Below are 19640 nucleotides of genomic sequence, written 5' to 3'. Positions count from 1 at the left end.
GGCACGCTCAGGCGAGCGCGCCCGTCGGCCACTCGTAGGCTTCGGAATAGGACTGGTCGAACACCGTCTCGATCAGGTAGCGCGCGACCCGCCAGTTCGGCGTGCGCGCATGGGCGAGCCGCCAGCCGATCTCCGCGCGCCGCCGGCGCTCCGCGTCGTCGCGCCACAGCCGCGCCATCCCCTCGACGAGGTCCTCGCGGCCGTCAAACGGGCTCACGCCCTCCTCCAGGATGTCCTCGAACGCCGCCGGGCGGTGGGTGAAGGTCGCCACGCCGATGCCCAGCAGCTGGCCGATCCGGTCCGACGAATAGTAGCGCAGCGACGGCACCCGGTCGTCGATCGGCAGGCACGGCGACATCGCGGCGCCGGCGAGCGCGTCGTAAAATTCCAGGCTGCGCAGCTGCACCCCGGTCGCCGCCCGGCCGCCGACCTGGAAGCGGAAGCCGTCGGGGACGTGCGCCGTCAGGTAGTCGAGCTGCGCGGCGCGACCCAGCCGCCCCGTGCCCAGGAACAGCCCGTCCAGCGCCAGCCGGTCGGCCGGCGTCTCGAAGACCCGCGCCGTCTCCACCGCGCTGTCCACCATGGTCGCCGGCAGGTAGGCGATCGATCCGGCGCGTTTGCTGATCGGGGCGAGCGCAGCCGCGTCGCCGGTGGTGATGAAGCCCATGTCGGCCAGCGCCGCCTGCTCGGCGAACGAGGCCACCGGCCCGGTGTTCACCTGCGGATCGTCGACGCAGAAGCGGGCGATCCGCACCCCCGGCGCGCGCTCGCGCACGGCGGCGAAGATTTCGGGCCCGGTCATGTCGGCGTGGCCCATGACCACCAGGTCGGGCTGGAAGTGGGAAACGGTCTCCAGGAAGCGCCGGTGCATCCGCCCCGCCCCCCAGCGCTTGCCGGGCAGCGGCGCCAGCTCGCGCGCGGTGTCGCGGTCGGAGAAGCCCAGCACCAGATGCCCGAGCCGGATGAAGCCGCGATAGAGCTTCTGGTCGACGTTGTAGAAGAAGGTCTGCCGCCGCCGCCGGTCGAAGTTGGCGAACATCAGGATGCGCAGCGGCCGCCCCGGCCCCGCGCTCACGCGGCCGTCCCCGGCACGCGGCGCCCGTCCGGTGTGCTTTCGCTCGGTGCCGCGCCCATGGCTCACTCCCTGCGCAGGAACCGGTCGACGAGCACATCGCCCCAGTAGCTGGACTTGAACTTCGAGATCAGCGCGGCGCGGTCGTAGCCGGTCTCGATCCACTCCATGAACGGAATGCCCTTCGCCTCGCCCTCGGTCTTGTAGAGCTTCAGGAAGGCGTCGAGCACGCCGGTCTTGGAGAACTGCATGTGGCCGTAGCGCCAGTGCAGCTGCCGGATCGCTTCGTCCGCGGTGCCGTTCTGGCGCAACAGCACGTAGAGGGCCGAGCCCATGCCCGCCCGGTCCGCGCCGGACTTGCAGTGAAGCAGCGCCGGGTACTCGATGGAGTTGAAAATCTTGTTGGCGTAGCGCACCGCGTCGTGGGTCGGCGGCTCGCGCGAGAACAAAGGAAGGTTTACGAGGTTGAGTCCCTTGCGCTCGCACGTCTCGGCCACCAGCGGCCAGGCACCGAAGTTCGACGAGTGGCGCAGCGAGATGATGGTCCGGACGCCGTTGCGGCGGGCCCAGCGGATATCGGAAGGGACGGGTTGCGACGAGCGCCACAGCTCGTCGCTCACCTTGTGGCGGTTGCGATAGATGAGACGGATGGCCCCGTGATCCTTGAAGAGCGTGCTTCCCCACGCCGCAAGCCGCTCGGAGGACGAGCGCAGCGGACGCTCCCAACGTCCGAGTTCCTGATCGTCGTTCGCCATGAACCCTGTCGTCTGTCGCAATTTCGGGCTGCCGCGAACCGGCGCGCCTCGACGGGGATTGAATATCCCAGCGCTTGGGACACTGCAATTTTCCGTGCCCGCAATATGGCGCTTTGGCGTGCAACTACCAGATCATCGTCAACACCCTGCTGCAATCGTCCCGCATTCGGCATGCATGAGCCCGCAGTTCCGCCCCGACAGGCCCCTTTGACATGACCGCATCCGCCAAGGCTTCCCTTGCCGGTTCGGTGGCGCGCGACGCGCCGCCCGCCGCCATCGCCATCCGGCGTGCGGTCGCGGCCGACGTTGCGGGACTGGTCAATCTGGAGAACGCCGTCTTCCAGAGCGACCGGCTGTCGCGGCGCAGCCTGCGCACGCTGATCGCCCGCCCGTCGGCATCCGTTCTCGTGGCGGAGGCGGAAGGCCGGCTGGTCGGCGCCCTGGTGGTCCTCTACCGGCGCTCCACCCGCCTCGCGCGCCTCTACTCGCTCTCCGTCGATCCGGCCATGCGCGGCGCGGGGCTCGGGGGCCGGCTCCTGGCGGCGGCGGAGGACGACGCCCGCGATCGCGGCGCCAGCGCCATGCGGCTGGAGGTCAGGAGCGACAATTCCGGTGCGATCGCCCTCTATCGGCGGCACGGCTATCGCCATATTGGAAATCGTGAATCCTATTACGCCGACGGCGGCGACGCGCTGCGATTCGGCAAGACGCTGCTTGCCCCATGAGCGACGCCGGCCCCGTCCACGCCAGGTTTTCGTTACGGGTTCGCGCCACGTGGAGCGCGGCCCCCTGCTCTCACTTTCTGACGCCGATCGACGCGCGCCCGGTCCCTGATCGACCGGCGCGCATGTCGGTCCAAGGAGCGATCCGTTGAGCGACTGGGTCCTACTCGTCGACCAGTACCGTGACTTCGACCAGGCCGACACCATCCACAAGGTTCTGACGGTGCGCGACTACATCGCGCGGCCGCAGATCTTCGAGGGACGGCGCCCGATCCTGGTCAACCTGTCCCGCAGCTTCGCCTACCAGAGCAACGGCTACTACGCCTCGCTGCTGGCCGAGGCCCGCGGCCACCGCGTGCTGCCGACCGTCCACACGATGATCGAGCTGTCGCGCAAGGCGCTCTACCGCGCCGGGCTTCCCGAGCTGGAGGACGCGCTCAACCACGACCTGCGCCGCATGGGCGAGCCGCCGGAGCGGCCGATGCGGCTGCTGGTCGGCTTCGGCCTGCCCGACCGGCCCGGCTTCGAGCGCTTCGCCGCGCTGCTGTTCGACTGGTACCGGGCGCCGCTGCTCGAGGTGTCGTTCGCCGACGGCCCGTGGGCCGCCATCACCCGGCTGCGCACCCTGCCGCTGCAGGGCCTGCCAGCCGCCGACCGGCCGTTCCTGCTCGATTGCCTGGAGCGCCACACCCGGCGGCGCTGGCGCAATCCGAAGGCCCGGCGGCCTGCCCGCTACACCCTGGCCGTCCTGCACAACCCGCGCGAGGCGCTGCCGCCCACCAGCCGCAAGTCGATCGAGCAGCTTGCCGCCGTCGCCGATCGGATGGGCATCGCCGTGGAGCCGATCCAGAAGTCCGACCTCACCCGGCTCGCCGAGTTCGATGCGCTGTTCATCCGCGAGACGACGTCCATCGACAACCACACCTACCGCTTCGCCCGCCGCGCCGAACAGGAAGGCATGCCGGTCATCGACGACACGATGTCGATGATCCGCTGCACCAACAAGATCTACCTGAAGGAGCTGCTGGAGGCGCAGAAGGTGCCGATCCCGGCGAGCCGGGTCATCGCCTCGCGGACCGATGCGCTCAACACGGCCGAGGCGCTGGGACTGCCGCTGGTCCTCAAGGTGCCGGACGGCTCGTTCAGCCGCGGCGTCCACAAGGTGAAGACCATCGATGAGCTGACCAAGCTCACCGCCGAGCTCCTGGAGGAATCCGATCTGCTGCTCGCCCAGGAGTACATGCCGACCGCCTTCGACTGGCGCGTCGGCGTGCTCGGCGGCAAGGCGCTCTTCGCCTGCCAGTACATGATGGCCAAGAACCACTGGCAGATCATCAAGCACGAGGACGGCAAGGCCTCGCGCCAGGGCGGCTTCAAGACGTTCTCCGTCGAGGACGCGCCGGCCGACGTGATCGACGTGGCGATGCGCGCCACCGCCGCCGTCGGCGACGGCCTCTACGGCGTCGACATCAAGGTCGGCCCCGCCGGCCCCGTGGTCATCGAGATCAACGACAACCCCAATCTCGACACCGACGTCGAGGGCCACGTGATCAAGGACGGCCTCTGGCGTGCCGTGCTGGAGTGGTTCCTGGAGCGCCTCGAGGCCAAGCACTCCCCGGCCTGACGCGCGCACTTCGGCTCCCGGCGGCGCATTTCGCCCGCCGGCCCGCCGATTCGGGGGCGCGCGGTGCTGCGCGCCATTTGCACGGCAGGATCGGCCCGTTGCGGCCGCCGCCCGGCAGGGGGCAGCCGACGCGCGGTCCCGCGCGTCAGGCTACCGGCCGCCATGGTTGGGCCGAACGCCCCCGCACCTTTTCGTCCGAGATGTCTGGCAACGTCCGGAAACGCGCCGCGCTGAGCCGAGGCCGCGTCCGGCCTTGGCTGCATGATGCCAGTCATGTCGATGTGGGATGTCCCGGTCCCCCGCCGCCCTCGTCGGGCGGCCCTGTGGCAAAGGCACGTCTAGGCGCACGAAGCGCCACGCTGCGTGAGCTGAGCGGGACCAAGTGGAACAGATTAACATAAGAAAACTTGAATTGCTAGGTTCTTATATTCCGAGATTTCCTTATGGTGCACATCAACGTGCACCCGGTTTCGCCATCGTGGATCCGGCGCCGGCCTCGTACTGTGTGCACCCGCTCAAAGGTGCGGAGGCAGGTGCAAGGCACGTGCACGTTCAATAATCGGTACAGCCGTGTCACGTTGATTTCGGGATCTAGGGGGCCGCATCGATCATTACGTGAGATCGGATGTGCGCTGTGGTTCGATTGCTTGCCGATCAGGCAGATCAACCTGACGCACCCTCTCCGCCCAATCATGATTCGGCTGACGGGGAGCGGGGCGTGTCCTATCGGGCGCGCAGGCCGCTTCTGACCAATTGATATCTATCGTTTGTCCACGGCCCGGCGGTCACTGTCCGGGCGCGGCGATCGAAGCGAAAAAAGGGAACCATCTATGTCGCGCAACTACATCTTCACGTCGGAATCCGTTGGCGCCGGTCATCCGGACAAGGTCGCCGACAACATCTCCGACGCGGTGCTCGACGCCTGCCTCGCCGCCGACCCCAACTCCCGCGTCGCCTGCGAGACGCTGGTCAACACCGGCCTCGTCGTGCTGTCGGGCGAAATCACCACGAAGGCGCAGCTCGACTACGCCGACATCGCCCGCGAGACGATCCTCGACATCGGCTACGACAATCCGGCCTACGGTTTCGACGGCAAGTCCTGCGCCGTCCTCGTCGCCCTCGACAAGCAGTCCCCGGACATTGCCCAGGGCGTCGACGAGGGCGCCGGCCTCGACCTGGAACAGGGCGCCGGCGACCAGGGGCTGATGTTCGGCTTCGCCTGCCGCGAGACCGAGCAGCTCATGCCGCTGCCGATCCAGCTCGCCCATCGCCTGACGGCGAAGCAGGCCGAAGTCCGCAAGTCCGGCAAGCTGCCGTGGCTGCGTCCGGACGTGAAGAGCCAGGTGTCGGTCGCCTACGAGAACGACCGTCCGGCGCACGTGGACACCATCGTGCTGTCGACCCAGCATGACGAGGAGGTCTCCTACGAGGATCTCAAGGCGGCGGTGATCGAGGAAGTCGTGATGCCGGAGGTGAAGAACCTCGGCGTCAACCGCGACATCAAGTTCCACATCAACCCGACCGGCCGCTTCGTCATCGGCGGCCCGGTCGGCGACTGCGGCCTCACCGGCCGCAAGATCATCGTCGACACCTACGGCGGCATGGGCCGGCACGGCGGCGGCGCCTTCTCCGGCAAGGACCCGTCCAAGGTCGACCGCTCGGCCGCCTACGCGGCGCGCTACGTGGCGAAGAACATCGTCGCTGCCGGCCTGGCCGACACCTGCGAGGTCCAGATCGCCTACGCCATCGGCGTCGCCCGCCCGGTGTCCATCAACGTGAACACCTTCGGCACCGGCGCGATCGGCGAGGACCGCATCGCCAAGCTGGTGGCCGAGCACTTCGATCTCCGCCCGAAAGGGATCGTGCTGATGCTCGACCTCCTGCGTCCGATCTACCGTCCGACGGCCGCCAACGGCCACTTCGGCCGGACCGGAGACAGCTTCACCTGGGAGAAGACCGACAAGGCCGAGGCGCTCGCCGCCGACGCCGGCGTCAAGGTCGCCTCCTGATCACGCAGCTTGCGTGACGCGCCGGCCGGGTCCCCGACGGTCCCGGCCGGCGCCGCCGACGATATCGAATTCACGAATCAGGCGGACGCCCACGGGCGCCCGTCCGCGCGTCACCGGCAGAGCCTTTTCCGATCAGGCGGACCGTCTGATCGTCCCGGAAATGGCTCCCGGCTCAATAGCTGGAGCAGATCCTCTTCGTTCAGGCCGTGTCGGTCCGTACGGCAACTGCTCGAGCCGAGCGCGCATATCGAGATGTCACAAGCGACCGCGGCGTGTTCCGCCGGGGTCGCGTGCGGGTTCACCTCCCTGGTCCCGCACGATGCTGACCGCACCTGCCGCACCGCCTGGTCTTTGGACCGACGGGACGGCAGCAAGACTTGGTCTCCGGCCGTCGCTCGGGGGGTGGGGCGATCGAACGATCGCCGCAGGATGCGACAAGCGAGGCTGGCAAACCGAAGGATTACGATATGCAGCAGAAAGCCGACCTCAATCGCGAACTCACGCTCCGGGAGCAGGAGTACGGGGAGACACCCACGGACGTACGCGAGACCGATCAGTACCGCGCCGAATACGTCCAGTCCTTCGTGGAGAAGTGGGACGAACTCATCGACTGGGACGCCCGCGCGGAGAGCGAGGGGCGCTTCTTCGTGGACGTCCTGCGCTCGCGCGGCGCCCACACCGTCCTCGACGTGGCCGCCGGCACCGGCTTCCATTCCGTCCGCCTGATCGAGGCGGGCTTCGACGTGACCACGAGCGACGGCAGCGCGGCGATGCTCGCCCGCGCCTTCGAGAACGGCAAGGAGCGCCAGCTCATCCTCAAGACGGTCCAGTCCGACTGGCGCTGGCTGTCCAAGGACATCAACGGCAAGTTCGACGCCATCATCTGCCTCGGCAACTCGTTCAACCACCTGTTCGACGAGAGCGACCGCCGCCGCGCGCTGGCCGAGTTCTACGCCTGCCTGAAGCACGATGGCGTGCTGATCATCGATCAGCGCAACTACGACGCCATCCTGGACAAGGGCTTCAGCACCAAGCACAAATATTACTACTGCGGCGAGAAGGTCGTGGCCGAGCCGGAATACATCGATGACGGCCTCGCCCGCTTCCGCTACTCGTTCCCGGACGGGTCGGAATACAATCTGAACATGTTCCCGCTGCGCAAGAACTACATGCGCAAGCTGCTCCAGGAAGCCGGGTTCCAGACGATCCGGACCTACGGCGACTTCCAGGAGACCTACCAGGAATACGATCCGGACTTCTTCGTCCACGTCTGCGAGAAGACGTTCGTCGAGGGCGACACCGTCGAGGATCCGACCCTGGCTGACGCGGCCCAGCAGGCCGCCGACACCGCCGAGGCCTACTACGACGACAAGGCGGCCGACGAGTTCTACTTCAACATCTGGGGCGGCGAGGACATCCACGTCGGGCTCTACGAGACCACCCGGGACATCAAGGAAGCCAGCCACCAGACCGTCAAGCAGATGTGCGAGACGGCCGGCCGGATCGACCCTGCCACACGGGTCCTCGACATCGGCGCCGGCTACGGCGGCTCGGCCCGGGTGCTCGCCCGCACCTACGGCTGTCCGGTCGTCGCGCTGAACATCTCGGAGATCCAGAACGAGCGGAACCGCCAGCTCACCGCCGAGCAGAAACTCGACCACCTGGTGAGCGTCCGCCACGGCTCGTTCGAGGACATCAAGGAGCCGGACGAGAGCTTCGACCTCGTCTGGGCCCAGGATGCGATCCTGCACTCCGGCAACAAGCCGAAGGTGTTCGAGGAGGTGTTCCGGGTGCTGAAGCCCGGTGGCCGCTTCATCTTCACCGATCCGATGCAGGCCGACGTGGTGGAGAACCCCGAGCTTCTGAAGCCGGTGCTCGACCGCATCCACCTCGACAACATGGGCTCCTTCGCGCTCTACCGGCGGCTCGCCCGCGAGGCCGGCTTCACCGAGGGCGAGCACCTCGACCTCACGGGCAACCTGCGCACCCACTACGCGCGCGTCGCCGAGGACGTGAAGGCCGACTTCGACAACCTCGCCACCCTGTCGTCGAAGGCCTACCTGGAGCGGATGCTCACCGGGCTGGACAACTGGGTGACGGCGGCCGACGCCGGCAACCTCGCCTGGGGCATCCTCTTGTTCCAGAAGCCCGAACGGATCTGATCCGCCTCTCGGCGGACAGCCCCTCGACACGATTGGAAAGGCGCGCTTCGGCGCGCCTTTTCTGTTTGCGTCCTGCGAACACGTTTCGTTGAGCGCCCCCGCAAACCGCTCCCCGTACGCGCGCCCGACGGGCATACTCTTGGCCACAAGAGCGCAGGCAACGCGCACCAGGGCACGCGCGCTCGTGGGGGGCACGCGCCAGCGGGAGGACCAGCATGCGCCGGCACACGCTTCGAACCGTCCTGGCGGCGGCCATGGTCGCGACGGCCACCCTGCCCGCCCGCGCCGCCGATCTGGTCGTCGGCGTCGGCGACTGGCCGTCGGCGATCGCCACCGCGCACCTCGTGAAGACCCTCGTCGAGCAGAAGCTCGGCCGCACCGTCGTGCTCCGCCCCGGCGACACCGCCGCGCTGTGGGAGGCCGCCGGCGCCGGCGAGATCGACATCCTGCCGGAGGTGTGGCTGCCGAACGACCGCGCCCAGGTGATCGCCCACGTCGACACCTCCCACGCCGTCACCCTGCTGCCGCGCGCCGTGCCCGCCCGCCAGGGCCTGTGCACCACCCGCGACGCGGCCGAGCGCTACGACATCCACGCGATGGCCGACCTCTCCACCAGGCGCGTCGCGGCGCTGCTCGACACCGATTCCGACGGCAAGGGCGAGATCTGGATCGGCGCGGAGGGTTGGAACTCCACCCGCGTGGAACAGGTCCGCGCCAAAAGCTTCGGCTACGACGCCACCATGACCCTCATCGAGGCCGACGAGCCGGTGGCGATGGCCGGCGTCGACGTCGCCGTGGCGCTCGGCGAGCCCATCGTCTTCTTCTGCTACGAACCCCACCACATGTTCGCGCTGCACGACCTGGTGATGCTCGACGAGCCCGGCCACGACCCGACCAAGTGGGTCATCCGCGCGCCCGACGACGACCCGGACTGGCTGAAGAACTCCACCGCGTCCACCGCCTGGCCGGTCTCCTTCATCCACATGGCGCACCGCACCGGGCTCGCCGACGAGGCGCCGGAGGTCACCGCGGTGCTTGCCCGCATGGACCTCGGCTCCGACACCATCGAGGCGATGACCTACGCGCTGATCGTCGAACGCGCCGACCCGGACGACTTCGCCGCCGGCTGGATCGCCGCCCATCCGGATCGGGTGAAATCCTGGCTCGGAAAGTAGAGAAGAAACGAAAAAAACAGACTTCGGTGGCATATTGATTGCGATGGGCACGGAACCCGATGCGGTCCGACTGCATTCATCCTTCGCGCCGGCCGATCGTCTGGGGGCGCCGGAACACAACTGAGGAACAGCCGACATGATCGGACGACGCATACTTGCCGCACTCGGGATTCTCGCCATCGGCGCCGGGATGACCGGCGTCGCGCAGGCACAGGCCACGTCCCGGATCTACGATCCGTCCAGCAAGCAGTGGATCTCCTACGACGCGGAGAAGGTGGAGCGCGACGCCACGGCGCGCGGCCGGACCACGCCGGAGCAGTTCCGCCGCACGCTGGTGCCCTTCCGCACGTCCGAGCCGGCCGGCACCATCATCATCGATACCGACCGCAAGTTCCTGTTCTACGTGCTGCCCGACTTCCAGGCGATCCGCTACGGCGTCGGCGTCGGCCGCGAAGGTTTCGGCTGGTCCGGCGAGGTGACGGTCGGCCGCAAGGCCGAATGGCCCACCTGGACGCCGCCGGCCGAGATGATCGAGCGCGATCCGGCATCGGCGCAGTACGCCGGCGGGATGCCTGGCGGCCCGGAAAATCCGCTCGGCGCCCGCGCCCTCTATCTCTACCAGGGCAACCAGGATTCCCTCTACCGGGTTCACGGCACCAACGAGCCCTGGTCGATCGGCATGAACGTGTCGTCCGGCTGCATCCGGATGCTCAACGAGGACGTGGAGGATCTCTATTCCCGCGCCCCGGTCGGCACCAAGGTGATCGTGCTCAAGCAGGGTGCCGCGCTCTACGACCCGACGAGTTGACGCCGCGCGCCGTCAGCCTTTGCACTCGATACCGGAAGGGGTGGCAGTCGCCGCCCCTTTTCGCGTCCGGCGCCTTCTTCTCCTCGGGTGACATCGCGGATCGCCACGAAGCGGCGCCAAACTCTGACGCCGCTCAGTCCGGCGTCGCGCCGCGCTTCCAGACGATCAGCCGCGCCGTCAGCACCTGCACCACCTCGCCGCGCTGGTTGCGCGTCTCGCTGCGCAGCACCACGGTGCCCCGCTCCGGCCGCGAGCGCGACGGGCGGATCTCGACGATCTCGCTCACGACGGTCAGCACGTCCCCCGGCCGCGTCGGCTGCGGCCACGCGATCTCGCCACCCGCCCCGATGACGCCGTCGGCGAACGGCGCGCCGCCGGCCAGCAAGAGCCGCATGGTGATCGACGCCGTATGCCACCCGCTCGCCGCCAGCCCCCGGAAGAACGTCTCCCCCGCCGCCGCTTCGTCCAGATGGAACGGCTGCGGATCGAACTGGCGCGCATACGCCTTGATCTCCTCCACGCTGACCAGGTGGCTGGCGCTGGTGAACGTCTGCCCGACGGCGAGGTCGTCGAGATGAAGCGGGATGACCTCGGACATGGGCGACTCCGACTGGAGGGACCGGAACGCTTCAGCTTAGGTCATTTGGGGCCGCGAGGACCATATCGACACGAGCTCTGCCCCTGCCCATTCCGGGTCCATGCCCCCGGCCGGTAGAGCGCCCAACGGATTTCTGCCGATCCCGCCCAGAAGCACGCGATCTACACGAAAGGCTTGCTCGGCTCTATATTTTCTACTTTAAATTTTATCGTGCGTATCCCTCGTGCGGTTCTCGCGGCCGGGCAGGCCAGAGCACCGCGCTTTCCCCTCCAGCGCCGTTCGCAGGGTGCAAGCGCCATGGCGAAACCGTCGACGTCCCCCTCACCCGGCGAAGACCGGCCAAAAGGCCCCACCCGGCGCACGGCCGCATCCTATGCGACGACCGATTTCAACGCGCCGACGCTGGAGTGCGACCTCGTCATGAAAGGGGGCGTCACATCCGGCGTGGTGTACCCTTTCGCCATCGCCGAGCTTGCGAAAGCCTACCGGTTCCGCAGCATCGGAGGGACGTCGGCCGGCGCGATCGCGGCGGTCTTCACGGCCGCCGCCGAATACAACCGCCGAGAGAAGACGCAGGCCGGCCAGGAAGCCGCCTCCGGTGAAGGCTTCAAGCGCCTCTGTCATGTGGCGGAAGAGCTGGGCAGCGGCCTGAAGGACCTGTTCCAGCCAACACCGACGCTGGCACCCCTTTTCGAGATCATGATGACGTACGTGGGGGACCGGGCAGCCAGGATCGGGGCCGGGCCGGCAATCCTCCTCCGGCTTCCGTCGCTGTTCCCTCTCCGCTTCGCCGCCGGCCTTCTGGTCTTCTTGGCGATCGGCGTGCTGGCGCTGTCCGCCCGCGATGTCTGGCTCGGCGTCCTTGGCTTCGTGCTCGGCCTTCTGGCGACCGCCGTGCTGGTGATCCGTGCGCTCTATCGGATCGTCGCCCGGGACCTGCGCGCCCACGACTTCGGCATCTGCTCGGGGACGACGATGAAGGGGGCAAAGACGCTCGCCTTCTCCGACTGGATCGCCCACAAGATCGACGTCATCGCCGGCAACGTGGACGCCAACGGCGAGCCGAACGAGCCGCTCACGGTTGGCCAGCTCCGCGGCACCACCCCGGGCGCCGAGATTCGCGTCGCGACGATGACCACGGATCTCTCGTCGGCGCGGCCCTACCAGCTCCCGCTGACCAGCGACATCCACTATTTCAGCCCCAAGGAGTTCCGAAAGCTCTTTCCCGCCCGCCTGGTGAACTACCTCTGCTCCAAAGGCGAACGCTACCAGGGGCCGCCCTGCGACCGGTCGATCCCCGACGATCTGCGCAAGCTTCCCGTCGGCGACGATTTCCCGGTCTTCCTGGTCGCCCGCATGAGCCTCAGCTTCCCGGGCCTCATCCAGGCCATTCCGCTCTATCGCGAGGACAGCACGAGAGCGCGCGGCGACACCGCACCGATCCGACGCTGCCTGTTTTCAGACGGGGGCATTTCCTCGAACTTTCCCATCCACTTCTTCGACGGGATGCTGCCGCGTCGGCCGACCTTCGGCATCGCGCTGGGCAGCCTGGACAAGGACCACCAGCATCAGCGCATCCATCGGTCGACGTCCGGCCGCGCCAGCACCGATCTCCCCGTGGCGGCGATCGGGAGCGTCGGCAATCTCCTGTCCTCGATCCTCAACACCGCCAAGGACTGGCAGGACACGCTCCAGTCGCTGCTGCCGGGCTATGCCGAACGCATCGTCACCATCCGCCTGGATGACGAACGGGAAGGCGGGCTCAACATCGACATGGACCCGGAGCTCGTCGGGGAGCTCGCCGAATACGGCGCGCGCGCCGGCGAAAACCTCCGCGACGAGTTCGCCTTCTCCCAGCACCGCTACGATCGCGCCATCACCATGCTGTCGGCCCTGGAGGACAGCCTCGACGGGCTGGGTGTGGCCTACGATCACGCGCCGCCCGACGCCGACGATACCTGGATGCGCTACGACGGCATCCTGCAGCGCTTCCGGACCGCCAACTACCCCAACCCGGATGGCTGGAGGCAGGACCCGCTGAACAAGCTGGCGAGCGATCTGGCCGCCCTCGGCCAGGATGCGCACGAGCGCTACGAGCGCGATCCGTCGCGCGCCATCCGCGGCGGCAATCTCCCACCCCGCGACTACCGCCTCCGCCTTGTCGCTGTCCCCGATCTGGCGCCGCCCAGAAAAGGCTGACCTTTCGGCCGGGAAATCCCGGAAGCCGCCCGACCGGTTTCCAGCCCAGCGACACGGGGCGGGGTTTCGGACGTCCCGGCGGTATCGCGTCCACCGGCCGGCGAAGGCGGCGGACCGGCCGCCCCTGTCCGTTGCGTGGACACGTTCCGGAGGTCCGTTTCGCGTCGCGCGTCCGCTTGCGACATGGAGCAAACGGACACGATGGCAACCGAGGCGGAATCCGATGCGACCGGTCTTTCTCACCTGCGCGGTCGTCGGCAACTTCACGACGCGCGAGCAGAACCCCAACCTTCCGATCACCCCCGCCGAGATCGCCCGCGACTGTCTCGCGGCGGCCGACGCGGGCGCGGCGATCGTCCACATCCACGTCCGGGACCCGCAGACCGAGCGGCCCTCCATGGAGGTGGCGCTCTACCGGGAGGTCGTCGACCGCATCCGCGAGAAGAACGCCGACCTGGTGATCAACCTGACGACGGGAAACGGCGGACGCTACCAGCCGTCCGAGGCCGATCCCGCCGTTGCCGGGCCGAAGACCAACCTGTTGAAGCCCGACAGGCGGGTGGAGCACATCCTGGAGATCCGGCCCGACATCGCCACCCTCGACCTCAACACCATGGTGTTCGGCCAGGAGGTGGTGATCAACACCGTCGCGTCGATCCGGCGGATGGCGGAGCTCATCCAGGGCGCGGGCGTGCGCCCGGAGATCGAACTGTTCGACAGCGGCGACATCGCCATCCTGAACGACCTCGTCGCCGACGACGTCTTCGAGAAGGCCCCGCTCTGCTCGATCGTCATGGGGGTCAAGTACGGCTTCCGCCCCCTCCCCGAGACGCTGCTCTATGCCCGCGACCTGCTTCCGAAGCGCGCGATCTGGACGGGATTCGCCACCGGCCCCTGGGCCTTTCCGATGGTGGCGCAGTCGCTGCTGGCCGGCGGCAACGTGCGGATCGGACTGGAGGACGCCGTCTGGCTGGCGCGCGGCGTGAAGGCGCCTTCGAACGCCGCCATGGTGGAAAAGGCGGTGCGCATCCTCGACGAACTCGGTGCGACGGTCCTCGGGCCGGACGAGGTCCGGGCCAACCTCGGTCTGTGAGCGATCCGATGCTGACCTTCTTTCATTCGCCGGGCAGCTGCTCGGACGGAATTCTGGTTCTCCTGCACGAGGTCGGGGCGGATTTCACCACCGAGATCGTCAACGTCCGCGACGGCCAGCAGCATCACCCCGACTACCGGGCGCGCAACCCCAAGGGCAAGGTGCCCGCCCTTCTCCTGGAGGACGGCAGCGTCCTCACGGAGTTTCCCGCGATCGCCTACTGGCTGGCGACGACCCACCCGCAGGCCGGGCTCTGGCCCGACGATCCGACCGCCCGCGCGCGGACCCTGGAGGCGCTCGACTTCATCGTCGCCTCGGTGCACATGCGCGGCTTCACCTTCGCCAAGGTGCCGGGCAAGTTCCATTCCGATCCCGGCGTCCGTGCCGACCTGCGCGCCTACGGGCTCGGCGAGGTGGAAAAGGGCCTGCGCATTCTCTCCGACCTGCTGGCGGACAAGCCCTACCTCGCCGGCCGCTTCGGCATTACCGACGCCGCCCTCTTCTACGTCTCCGGCTGGGCGGAGGCCGAGCCGATCGAGATGCCCGACAATCTCGCGGCTCACCTGGCGCGCATGCGGGCGCGGCCCTCCATCATCGCGGCCTTCCCCTGAGGCCTTCTTCGGTCGGGCGGCCAGGCCCGACCGACCCGCACCGATCCAGAACGAGGCGCGCATGCCGGCCAGGAACATTCTGTTCGTGATGTTTGACCAGCTCCGCTGGGACTATCTGAGCTGCTACGGCCACCCGAGCCTCCAGACACCCAACATCGACCGACTGGCGGCAAGGGGCGTGCGCTTCACCCGCGCCTATGTCCAGTCGCCGATCTGCGGGCCCTCGCGGATGTCGACCTATACCGGCCGCTACGTGCACAGCCACGGCGCGTCCTGGAACGGCATCCCGCTCAAGGTCGGCGAGATGACCATGGGCGACCATCTGCGCGCCGTCGGCATGGACTGCTGGCTCGTGGGCAAGACCCACATGAACGCCGACGCGGAAGGAATGCGGCGCCTGGGCCTCGATCCCGACAGCATCATCGGCGCGCGCGTGGCCGAGTGCGGGTTCGACGTCTTCGAGCGCGACGACGGCATGGTCTCGGCCGGCCCGGACGGCGTCTATGTCGATCCGGCCGAGCACCCCTACACGCGCTACCTGCACGATCGGGGCTACGACGGCGACAATCCCTGGCACGACCACGCCAACTCCGGCGTCGACGACGCCGGCAACGTCCTGTCGGGCTGGTTCCTGAAGAACAGCTCCGAGGCAGCCAACGTCGCCGAGCCGGACAGCGAGACGCCCTACCTGACGCGCCGCGGCATCGCCTTCATCGAGAGCGCGCAGGCGCCCTGGCTCTGCCACCTCTCCTACATCAAGCCGCACTGGCCCTACATCGTGCCGGCGCCCTATCACGCGATGTTCGGCCCCGCCGACATCAAGCCCGCCGTGCGGACCCGGCAGGAGTTCGACACCGCCCATCCGGTGTTGAAGGCGTTCATGACCTCCCCGGTTGGCAAGGCCTTCAGCCGCGACGAGGTGCGCGAGGCCGTGATCCCCGCCTACATGGGCCTGATCAAGCAGTGCGACGACCAGATGGGCGTCCTCTTCGACTGGCTGGAGACGACCGGCCGCATGGCGGACACGCTGATCGTGCTCACCTCCGATCACGGCGACTTCCTCGGCGACCACTGGATGGGGGAGAAGACCTTCTTCCACGACGCCTCGGTGAAGGTGCCGCTGATCGTCTACGATCCCTCTCCCGAAGCCGATGCCACCCGCGGCACCGTCTGCGACGCGCTGGTGGAGAGCATCGATCTCCTGCCGACGTTCCTGGAGGTCGCGGGCGGCGACCCGGGCGCGGCCGCGCACATCCTGGAGGGCCGGTCGCTGCTCCCGCATCTGCGGGGCGATGCGGATAAGGCCGACGCGCGCCCGTTCGTCGTCTGCGAATACGACTACGCGGCGACGCCGATGGCCGAGCGGCTGGGCGTGGGCGTCCGCGATGCGGTGATCTTCATGGTGGCCGACACACGCTACAAGCTGATCCACTGCGAAGGCGGCTTCCGCCCCATCCTGTTCGATCTTCAGGCCGATCCGGATGAGCTCGTCGATCTCGCCGAGGACGAGACCTACGCCGACATCGTCGCGGAGATGTACGGAAAGCTCCACCGGTGGACGCGCCGCGTCTCGCAGCGCACGACGCGCAGCGAGGCGCAGCTCGTGGAGATGCGGACGTCGATCCGCCGGCGCGGCGTGGTGCTCGGGGCCTACGACGAGAACGACGCGCCCCTGGAGCTGACGATCCACTATCGCGGCCGCACGGCGAAGATCCACCGGCCCGACGGCTAGAAACCGGGCGCGCGCGTCAGGAGGCCGACCCTGCCTCGGCTTCCGCGAGCCACGCTTCGGCCTCTTCCAGCAGCCCGAGGGTCTGTTCGGAGCCGTCGATGGCGATCCCGGACACCAGCGTCCGACCGCCCTGGCGCAGCCGATACCCGAGATAGCGATAGGGCTCGGGGATGTCGTCCGCATCGATCCCGCGCATCACCTGCTCGAACTCCGACGAGGGAAGCACCGGATCGAACCGGTCCTTTTCGTAGATCGCGACCCGCGAGACGATCTGCCACCCGGCGCCCCCGCGGCGGATCCGGTCGAGAAAGCGCGCATGGCTGGTGTTGTCGACGCGCACTCCCGCGATGTCCGCACGCCCCAGGATCTGGATGTTGGTCTCCGCCACCGCGCGGTCTCCGTTGAGCCGGACGAGAGGCAGGCCGATCAGGTGCTTGCTGCGCGGCGACAGCGGCTTGTAGGCCGCCTTGCAGCGCTCGATGAAATCCGCGTGGGACCCGTCGAACCAGGTCACCGAGATGCGGCCGTCCGGGGCGAATGTCGAAGCGAGCCGCTCCCATCGGCCCTGGTCGCGGTAGATTCCCCATGCCTGGATCAACTGCCCGATCCTCACGATGTCGTCCGTCTCGCTCATCTCGTCCCATCCGATCCGCGGGGCTGTCGCTGTGCGCCCCGACCGGACGGTAGGACAGGCGGCGGCCGATCGGTTGCCCCCGACGGCAGGTGTCCACGATGTGAACGCTTGGACGGCCTGCGTGGACAGCCCGCACGGCCGACGGCTCTAGTTGCCCGCGAGATCAACACCCCGGAGGGACGAGGGCAGAATGGGACACTATCCGGCTGAAGTCGCAGCGATCGTCGTGGGCGCCGGGCCCACCGGTCTGACCACGGCCAACCTCCTCGTCGCCTACGGTGTCGACTGCCTGGTGCTGGAGCGCGAGGACGAGCCGCTCGATCTGCCGCGCGCCATCGTGCTCGACGACGAGGGCGTGCGCACCCTGCAGGTCTTCGGCGTCGACAAGACCTATGTCGCGAGCACGATGCCCGGCAACGGGTCGCGCTATTTCGCCGACGACGGTTCCTGCTTCGCCGAGACCGGCGCGGGCCCCCAGACCTACGGTTTCGCCAAGCGCAACTTCATCTACCAGCCCGAGCTGGAGGCGGCGCTGCGGCGGCGGCTCGACGACCGGGCGCCGGGGCTGATCCGGTTTTCCTCCGAAGCCATCGGGATCGAGGACGCGGCCGATCATGCGATCGTCCAGGTGCGCGACGCGGATGGCCGCGTCCACCGGATCCGGACGCAATGGGTGCTCGCCTGCGACGGCGGCCGCAGTCCGATCCGCGAGTCCCTCGGCATCGAGATGGTCGGCAGCACCTACGCCCAGGACTGGATCGTGATCGACACCGTCAACGATCCCGACACCAGTTCGTTCTCCAAGTTCTTCTGCAGCAGCACGCGGCCGGCGGTCAGCGTTCCCGCCCCCCATGGCGGGAGGCGTTACGAGTTCATGGTGCTGCCGGGCGAATCCCGCGAGGAGGTGCTGACACCCGACTTCCTCGCCACCCTGCTGCGCCCCTACCGGACCTATGACGAGGCCGATGTCCTGCGGAAGACGGTCTACACCTTCCATGCGCGCATCGCCGAGCGCTTCCGGACGGGCCGGACGCTGCTGTTGGGCGACGCCGCCCATCTCACCCCGCCGTTCGCCGGCCAGGGCATGAACGCCGGACTGCGGGACGCCCACAACGTCGCCTGGAAGATCGCGGCGACGGTGCGCGGCGGCGCCGACGCGGCGCTGCTCGACAGCTACGACGCCGAGCGCCGCAAGCCGGCGTGGGACATGATTCAGCTCGCGGTGACCATGGGCAATTTCGTGATGCCCATCGAGGCGGAACAGCTGAAGTTCCGCGAACTGCTGATGAAGGCGCTGGATCCCTTCCCGGCGATCCGCGACTACCTCATCCAGATGCGTTTCAAGCCCAGGCCGCGCTATCAGGCGGGTGTTTTCCTGGACTTGGACGCGCCGGCGTTCGAGGCGTCGCTGGTCGGGGAGATGATCCCCCAGCCGATCCTTTCCGATGCCGGCGGCACCCCCCTCGACGACCGGCTCGGACCCGGCTTCTCGCTTGTTTCCCAGAGCGAGGCGGCGCGCGCGGCCATCGAGGCGTTCGAGCCGCGGGAGTTGATGGGCCTGCCGCTGGCCAGGGTCCACCTCGGCACGACGGATGATCCGGGCCGGCTCGGCGACTGGGCCCGCTCCTATCCGATCGCGCGGCCGCTCCTCACCCACCGCGACCAGATCATGCTGGTGCGGCCCGACCGCTACTGCGCGGCGGCGATGGCGCCGACCATGCTTGCCCCGACGATGGCGCGCTACCGCGACCTCCTTCTCCACGGCGGATCGGCGTCCCCGGCCGGCACCGGCGCACCGGTCGCGCAGAAGGCCTGACGCGGCTCCCCTGCCCGATCGGACGGGCCGGCAGGGTCTCGGGATCTCTGTCCGCCCTTCCGGATGCGAAACGCCCTTCCGAACGTCCGCCGCGGCAACGCCGGTTCGCGGACCCCTAGCTCACCAGGAAGCCGCGATGCCCCTCGACCCGGACACCCTGGACCAGCTTCTCGACACCGTCGGCGGCTTCGTGCGCGAGCGCCTCGTGCCGCTCGAGGCGGCGGTCGCCGAGGCCGACGCGATCCCCGAGGCGGTCAAGCGCGAGATCCGCGAGATGGGCCTGTTCGGCCTGTCGATCCCGGAGGCCTACGGCGGCCTCGGCCTCACCATGGAGGAGGAGGTCCGCGTCGCCTTCGAGCTCGGCCACACCTCGCCGGCCTTCCGCTCGCTGATCGGCACCAACAACGGCATCGGCTCCCAGGGCATCGTCATGGACGGCACCGAGGCGCAGAAGCAGGCCTACCTGCCGCGGCTCGCCACCGGCGAGCTGATCAGCTCGTTCGCGCTGACCGAGCCCGAGGCCGGCTCCGACGCGGCCGCGCTGCGGACCACCGCGCGGGCCGACGGCGACGGCTTCGTCCTCAACGGCACCAAGCGCTACATCACCAACGCGCCGCACGCGGGCCTGTT

16 protein-coding genes are annotated in these 19640 nt (G+C 68.4%); 12 read left to right on the top strand and 4 right to left on the bottom strand.

Features of this window, described 5'->3' with window-relative positions:
• Positions 1-7 precede the first annotated feature (7 nt).
• Complete coding sequence (locus AB7M35_RS00080; protein WP_453956171.1) at positions 8-1075, bottom strand: hypothetical protein; 1068 nt, start codon at positions 1073-1075, stop codon at positions 8-10.
• A gap of 62 nt (positions 1076-1137) precedes the next feature.
• The gene (locus tag AB7M35_RS00075) at positions 1138-1827 is read right to left on the bottom strand and encodes a fused DSP-PTPase phosphatase/NAD kinase-like protein (protein WP_453956170.1); all 690 of its coding nucleotides are present in this window, start codon (positions 1825-1827) and stop codon (positions 1138-1140) included.
• 212 nt (positions 1828-2039) lie between these two features.
• On the opposite strand from AB7M35_RS00075, the gene AB7M35_RS00070 reads away from it, so the two are divergent.
• The 6 genes from AB7M35_RS00070 to AB7M35_RS00045 all read left to right on the top strand — a co-directional run bounded on the left by AB7M35_RS00070 (position 2040) and on the right by AB7M35_RS00045 (position 10327).
• A complete protein-coding gene (locus tag AB7M35_RS00070; RefSeq protein ID WP_453956167.1) occupies positions 2040-2552 on the top strand; it encodes a GNAT family N-acetyltransferase in 513 nt (170 codons plus the stop codon).
• A gap of 145 nt (positions 2553-2697) precedes the next feature.
• On the top strand, positions 2698-4173 hold the full coding sequence (locus AB7M35_RS00065) for a RimK family protein (RefSeq protein ID WP_453956164.1): 1476 nt from the start codon (positions 2698-2700) through the stop codon (positions 4171-4173).
• Positions 4174-5003: 830 nt separating this feature from the next.
• Entirely contained in the window at positions 5004-6182 is a 1179-nt protein-coding gene (gene metK, locus AB7M35_RS00060) for a methionine adenosyltransferase (protein WP_453956162.1), read from the top strand.
• A gap of 467 nt (positions 6183-6649) precedes the next feature.
• Positions 6650-8344 (top strand): glycine/sarcosine N-methyltransferase, encoded by a 1695-nt coding sequence (locus tag AB7M35_RS00055; protein WP_453956160.1) that lies wholly within the window; start codon positions 6650-6652, stop codon positions 8342-8344.
• A gap of 215 nt (positions 8345-8559) precedes the next feature.
• Complete coding sequence (locus AB7M35_RS00050) at positions 8560-9519, top strand: ABC transporter substrate-binding protein (RefSeq protein WP_453956157.1); 960 nt, start codon at positions 8560-8562, stop codon at positions 9517-9519.
• Positions 9520-9655: 136 nt separating this feature from the next.
• On the top strand, positions 9656-10327 hold the full coding sequence (locus AB7M35_RS00045; protein ID WP_453956155.1) for a L,D-transpeptidase: 672 nt from the start codon (positions 9656-9658) through the stop codon (positions 10325-10327).
• 133 nt (positions 10328-10460) lie between these two features.
• Here AB7M35_RS00045 and AB7M35_RS00040 read toward each other — a convergent pair whose 3' ends face one another.
• Positions 10461-10925 (bottom strand): MaoC family dehydratase, encoded by a 465-nt coding sequence (locus AB7M35_RS00040; RefSeq protein WP_453956153.1) that lies wholly within the window; start codon positions 10923-10925, stop codon positions 10461-10463.
• Between the two features lie 297 nt (positions 10926-11222).
• Between AB7M35_RS00040 and AB7M35_RS00035 the strand changes: the two genes are divergently transcribed.
• The 4 genes from AB7M35_RS00035 to AB7M35_RS00020 all read left to right on the top strand — a co-directional run bounded on the left by AB7M35_RS00035 (position 11223) and on the right by AB7M35_RS00020 (position 16560).
• Positions 11223-13124: a hypothetical protein gene (locus tag AB7M35_RS00035; protein WP_453956151.1), complete on the top strand. Its 1902-nt coding sequence runs from the start codon at positions 11223-11225 to the stop codon at positions 13122-13124.
• Positions 13125-13347: 223 nt separating this feature from the next.
• Positions 13348-14217 (top strand): 3-keto-5-aminohexanoate cleavage protein, encoded by an 870-nt coding sequence (locus AB7M35_RS00030; protein WP_453956148.1) that lies wholly within the window; start codon positions 13348-13350, stop codon positions 14215-14217.
• An 8-nt stretch (positions 14218-14225) separates the two neighbouring features.
• Positions 14226-14828 carry a glutathione S-transferase family protein gene (locus AB7M35_RS00025; RefSeq protein ID WP_453956146.1) on the top strand — a complete coding sequence of 201 codons (603 nt, stop codon included), beginning with the start codon at positions 14226-14228 and terminating at the stop codon, positions 14826-14828.
• 61 nt (positions 14829-14889) lie between these two features.
• Entirely contained in the window at positions 14890-16560 is a 1671-nt protein-coding gene (locus AB7M35_RS00020) for a sulfatase-like hydrolase/transferase (RefSeq protein WP_453956143.1), read from the top strand.
• A 16-nt stretch (positions 16561-16576) separates the two neighbouring features.
• On the opposite strand, the gene AB7M35_RS00015 is transcribed toward AB7M35_RS00020, so the two are convergent.
• On the bottom strand, positions 16577-17194 hold the full coding sequence (locus AB7M35_RS00015; RefSeq protein WP_453956141.1) for a nuclear transport factor 2 family protein: 618 nt from the start codon (positions 17192-17194) through the stop codon (positions 16577-16579).
• A gap of 190 nt (positions 17195-17384) precedes the next feature.
• Between AB7M35_RS00015 and AB7M35_RS00010 the strand changes: the two genes are divergently transcribed.
• Positions 17385-19010 carry a bifunctional 3-(3-hydroxy-phenyl)propionate/3-hydroxycinnamic acid hydroxylase gene (locus tag AB7M35_RS00010; protein ID WP_453956140.1) on the top strand — a complete coding sequence of 542 codons (1626 nt, stop codon included), beginning with the start codon at positions 17385-17387 and terminating at the stop codon, positions 19008-19010.
• Positions 19011-19146: 136 nt separating this feature from the next.
• The coding region (locus tag AB7M35_RS00005) for an acyl-CoA dehydrogenase family protein (RefSeq protein ID WP_453956137.1) at positions 19147-19640 on the top strand (494 nt) is incomplete at its 3' end.

The organism is Amorphus suaedae (assembly GCF_053629675.1).
This window is presented reverse-complemented; position numbering and strand designations above follow the sequence as displayed.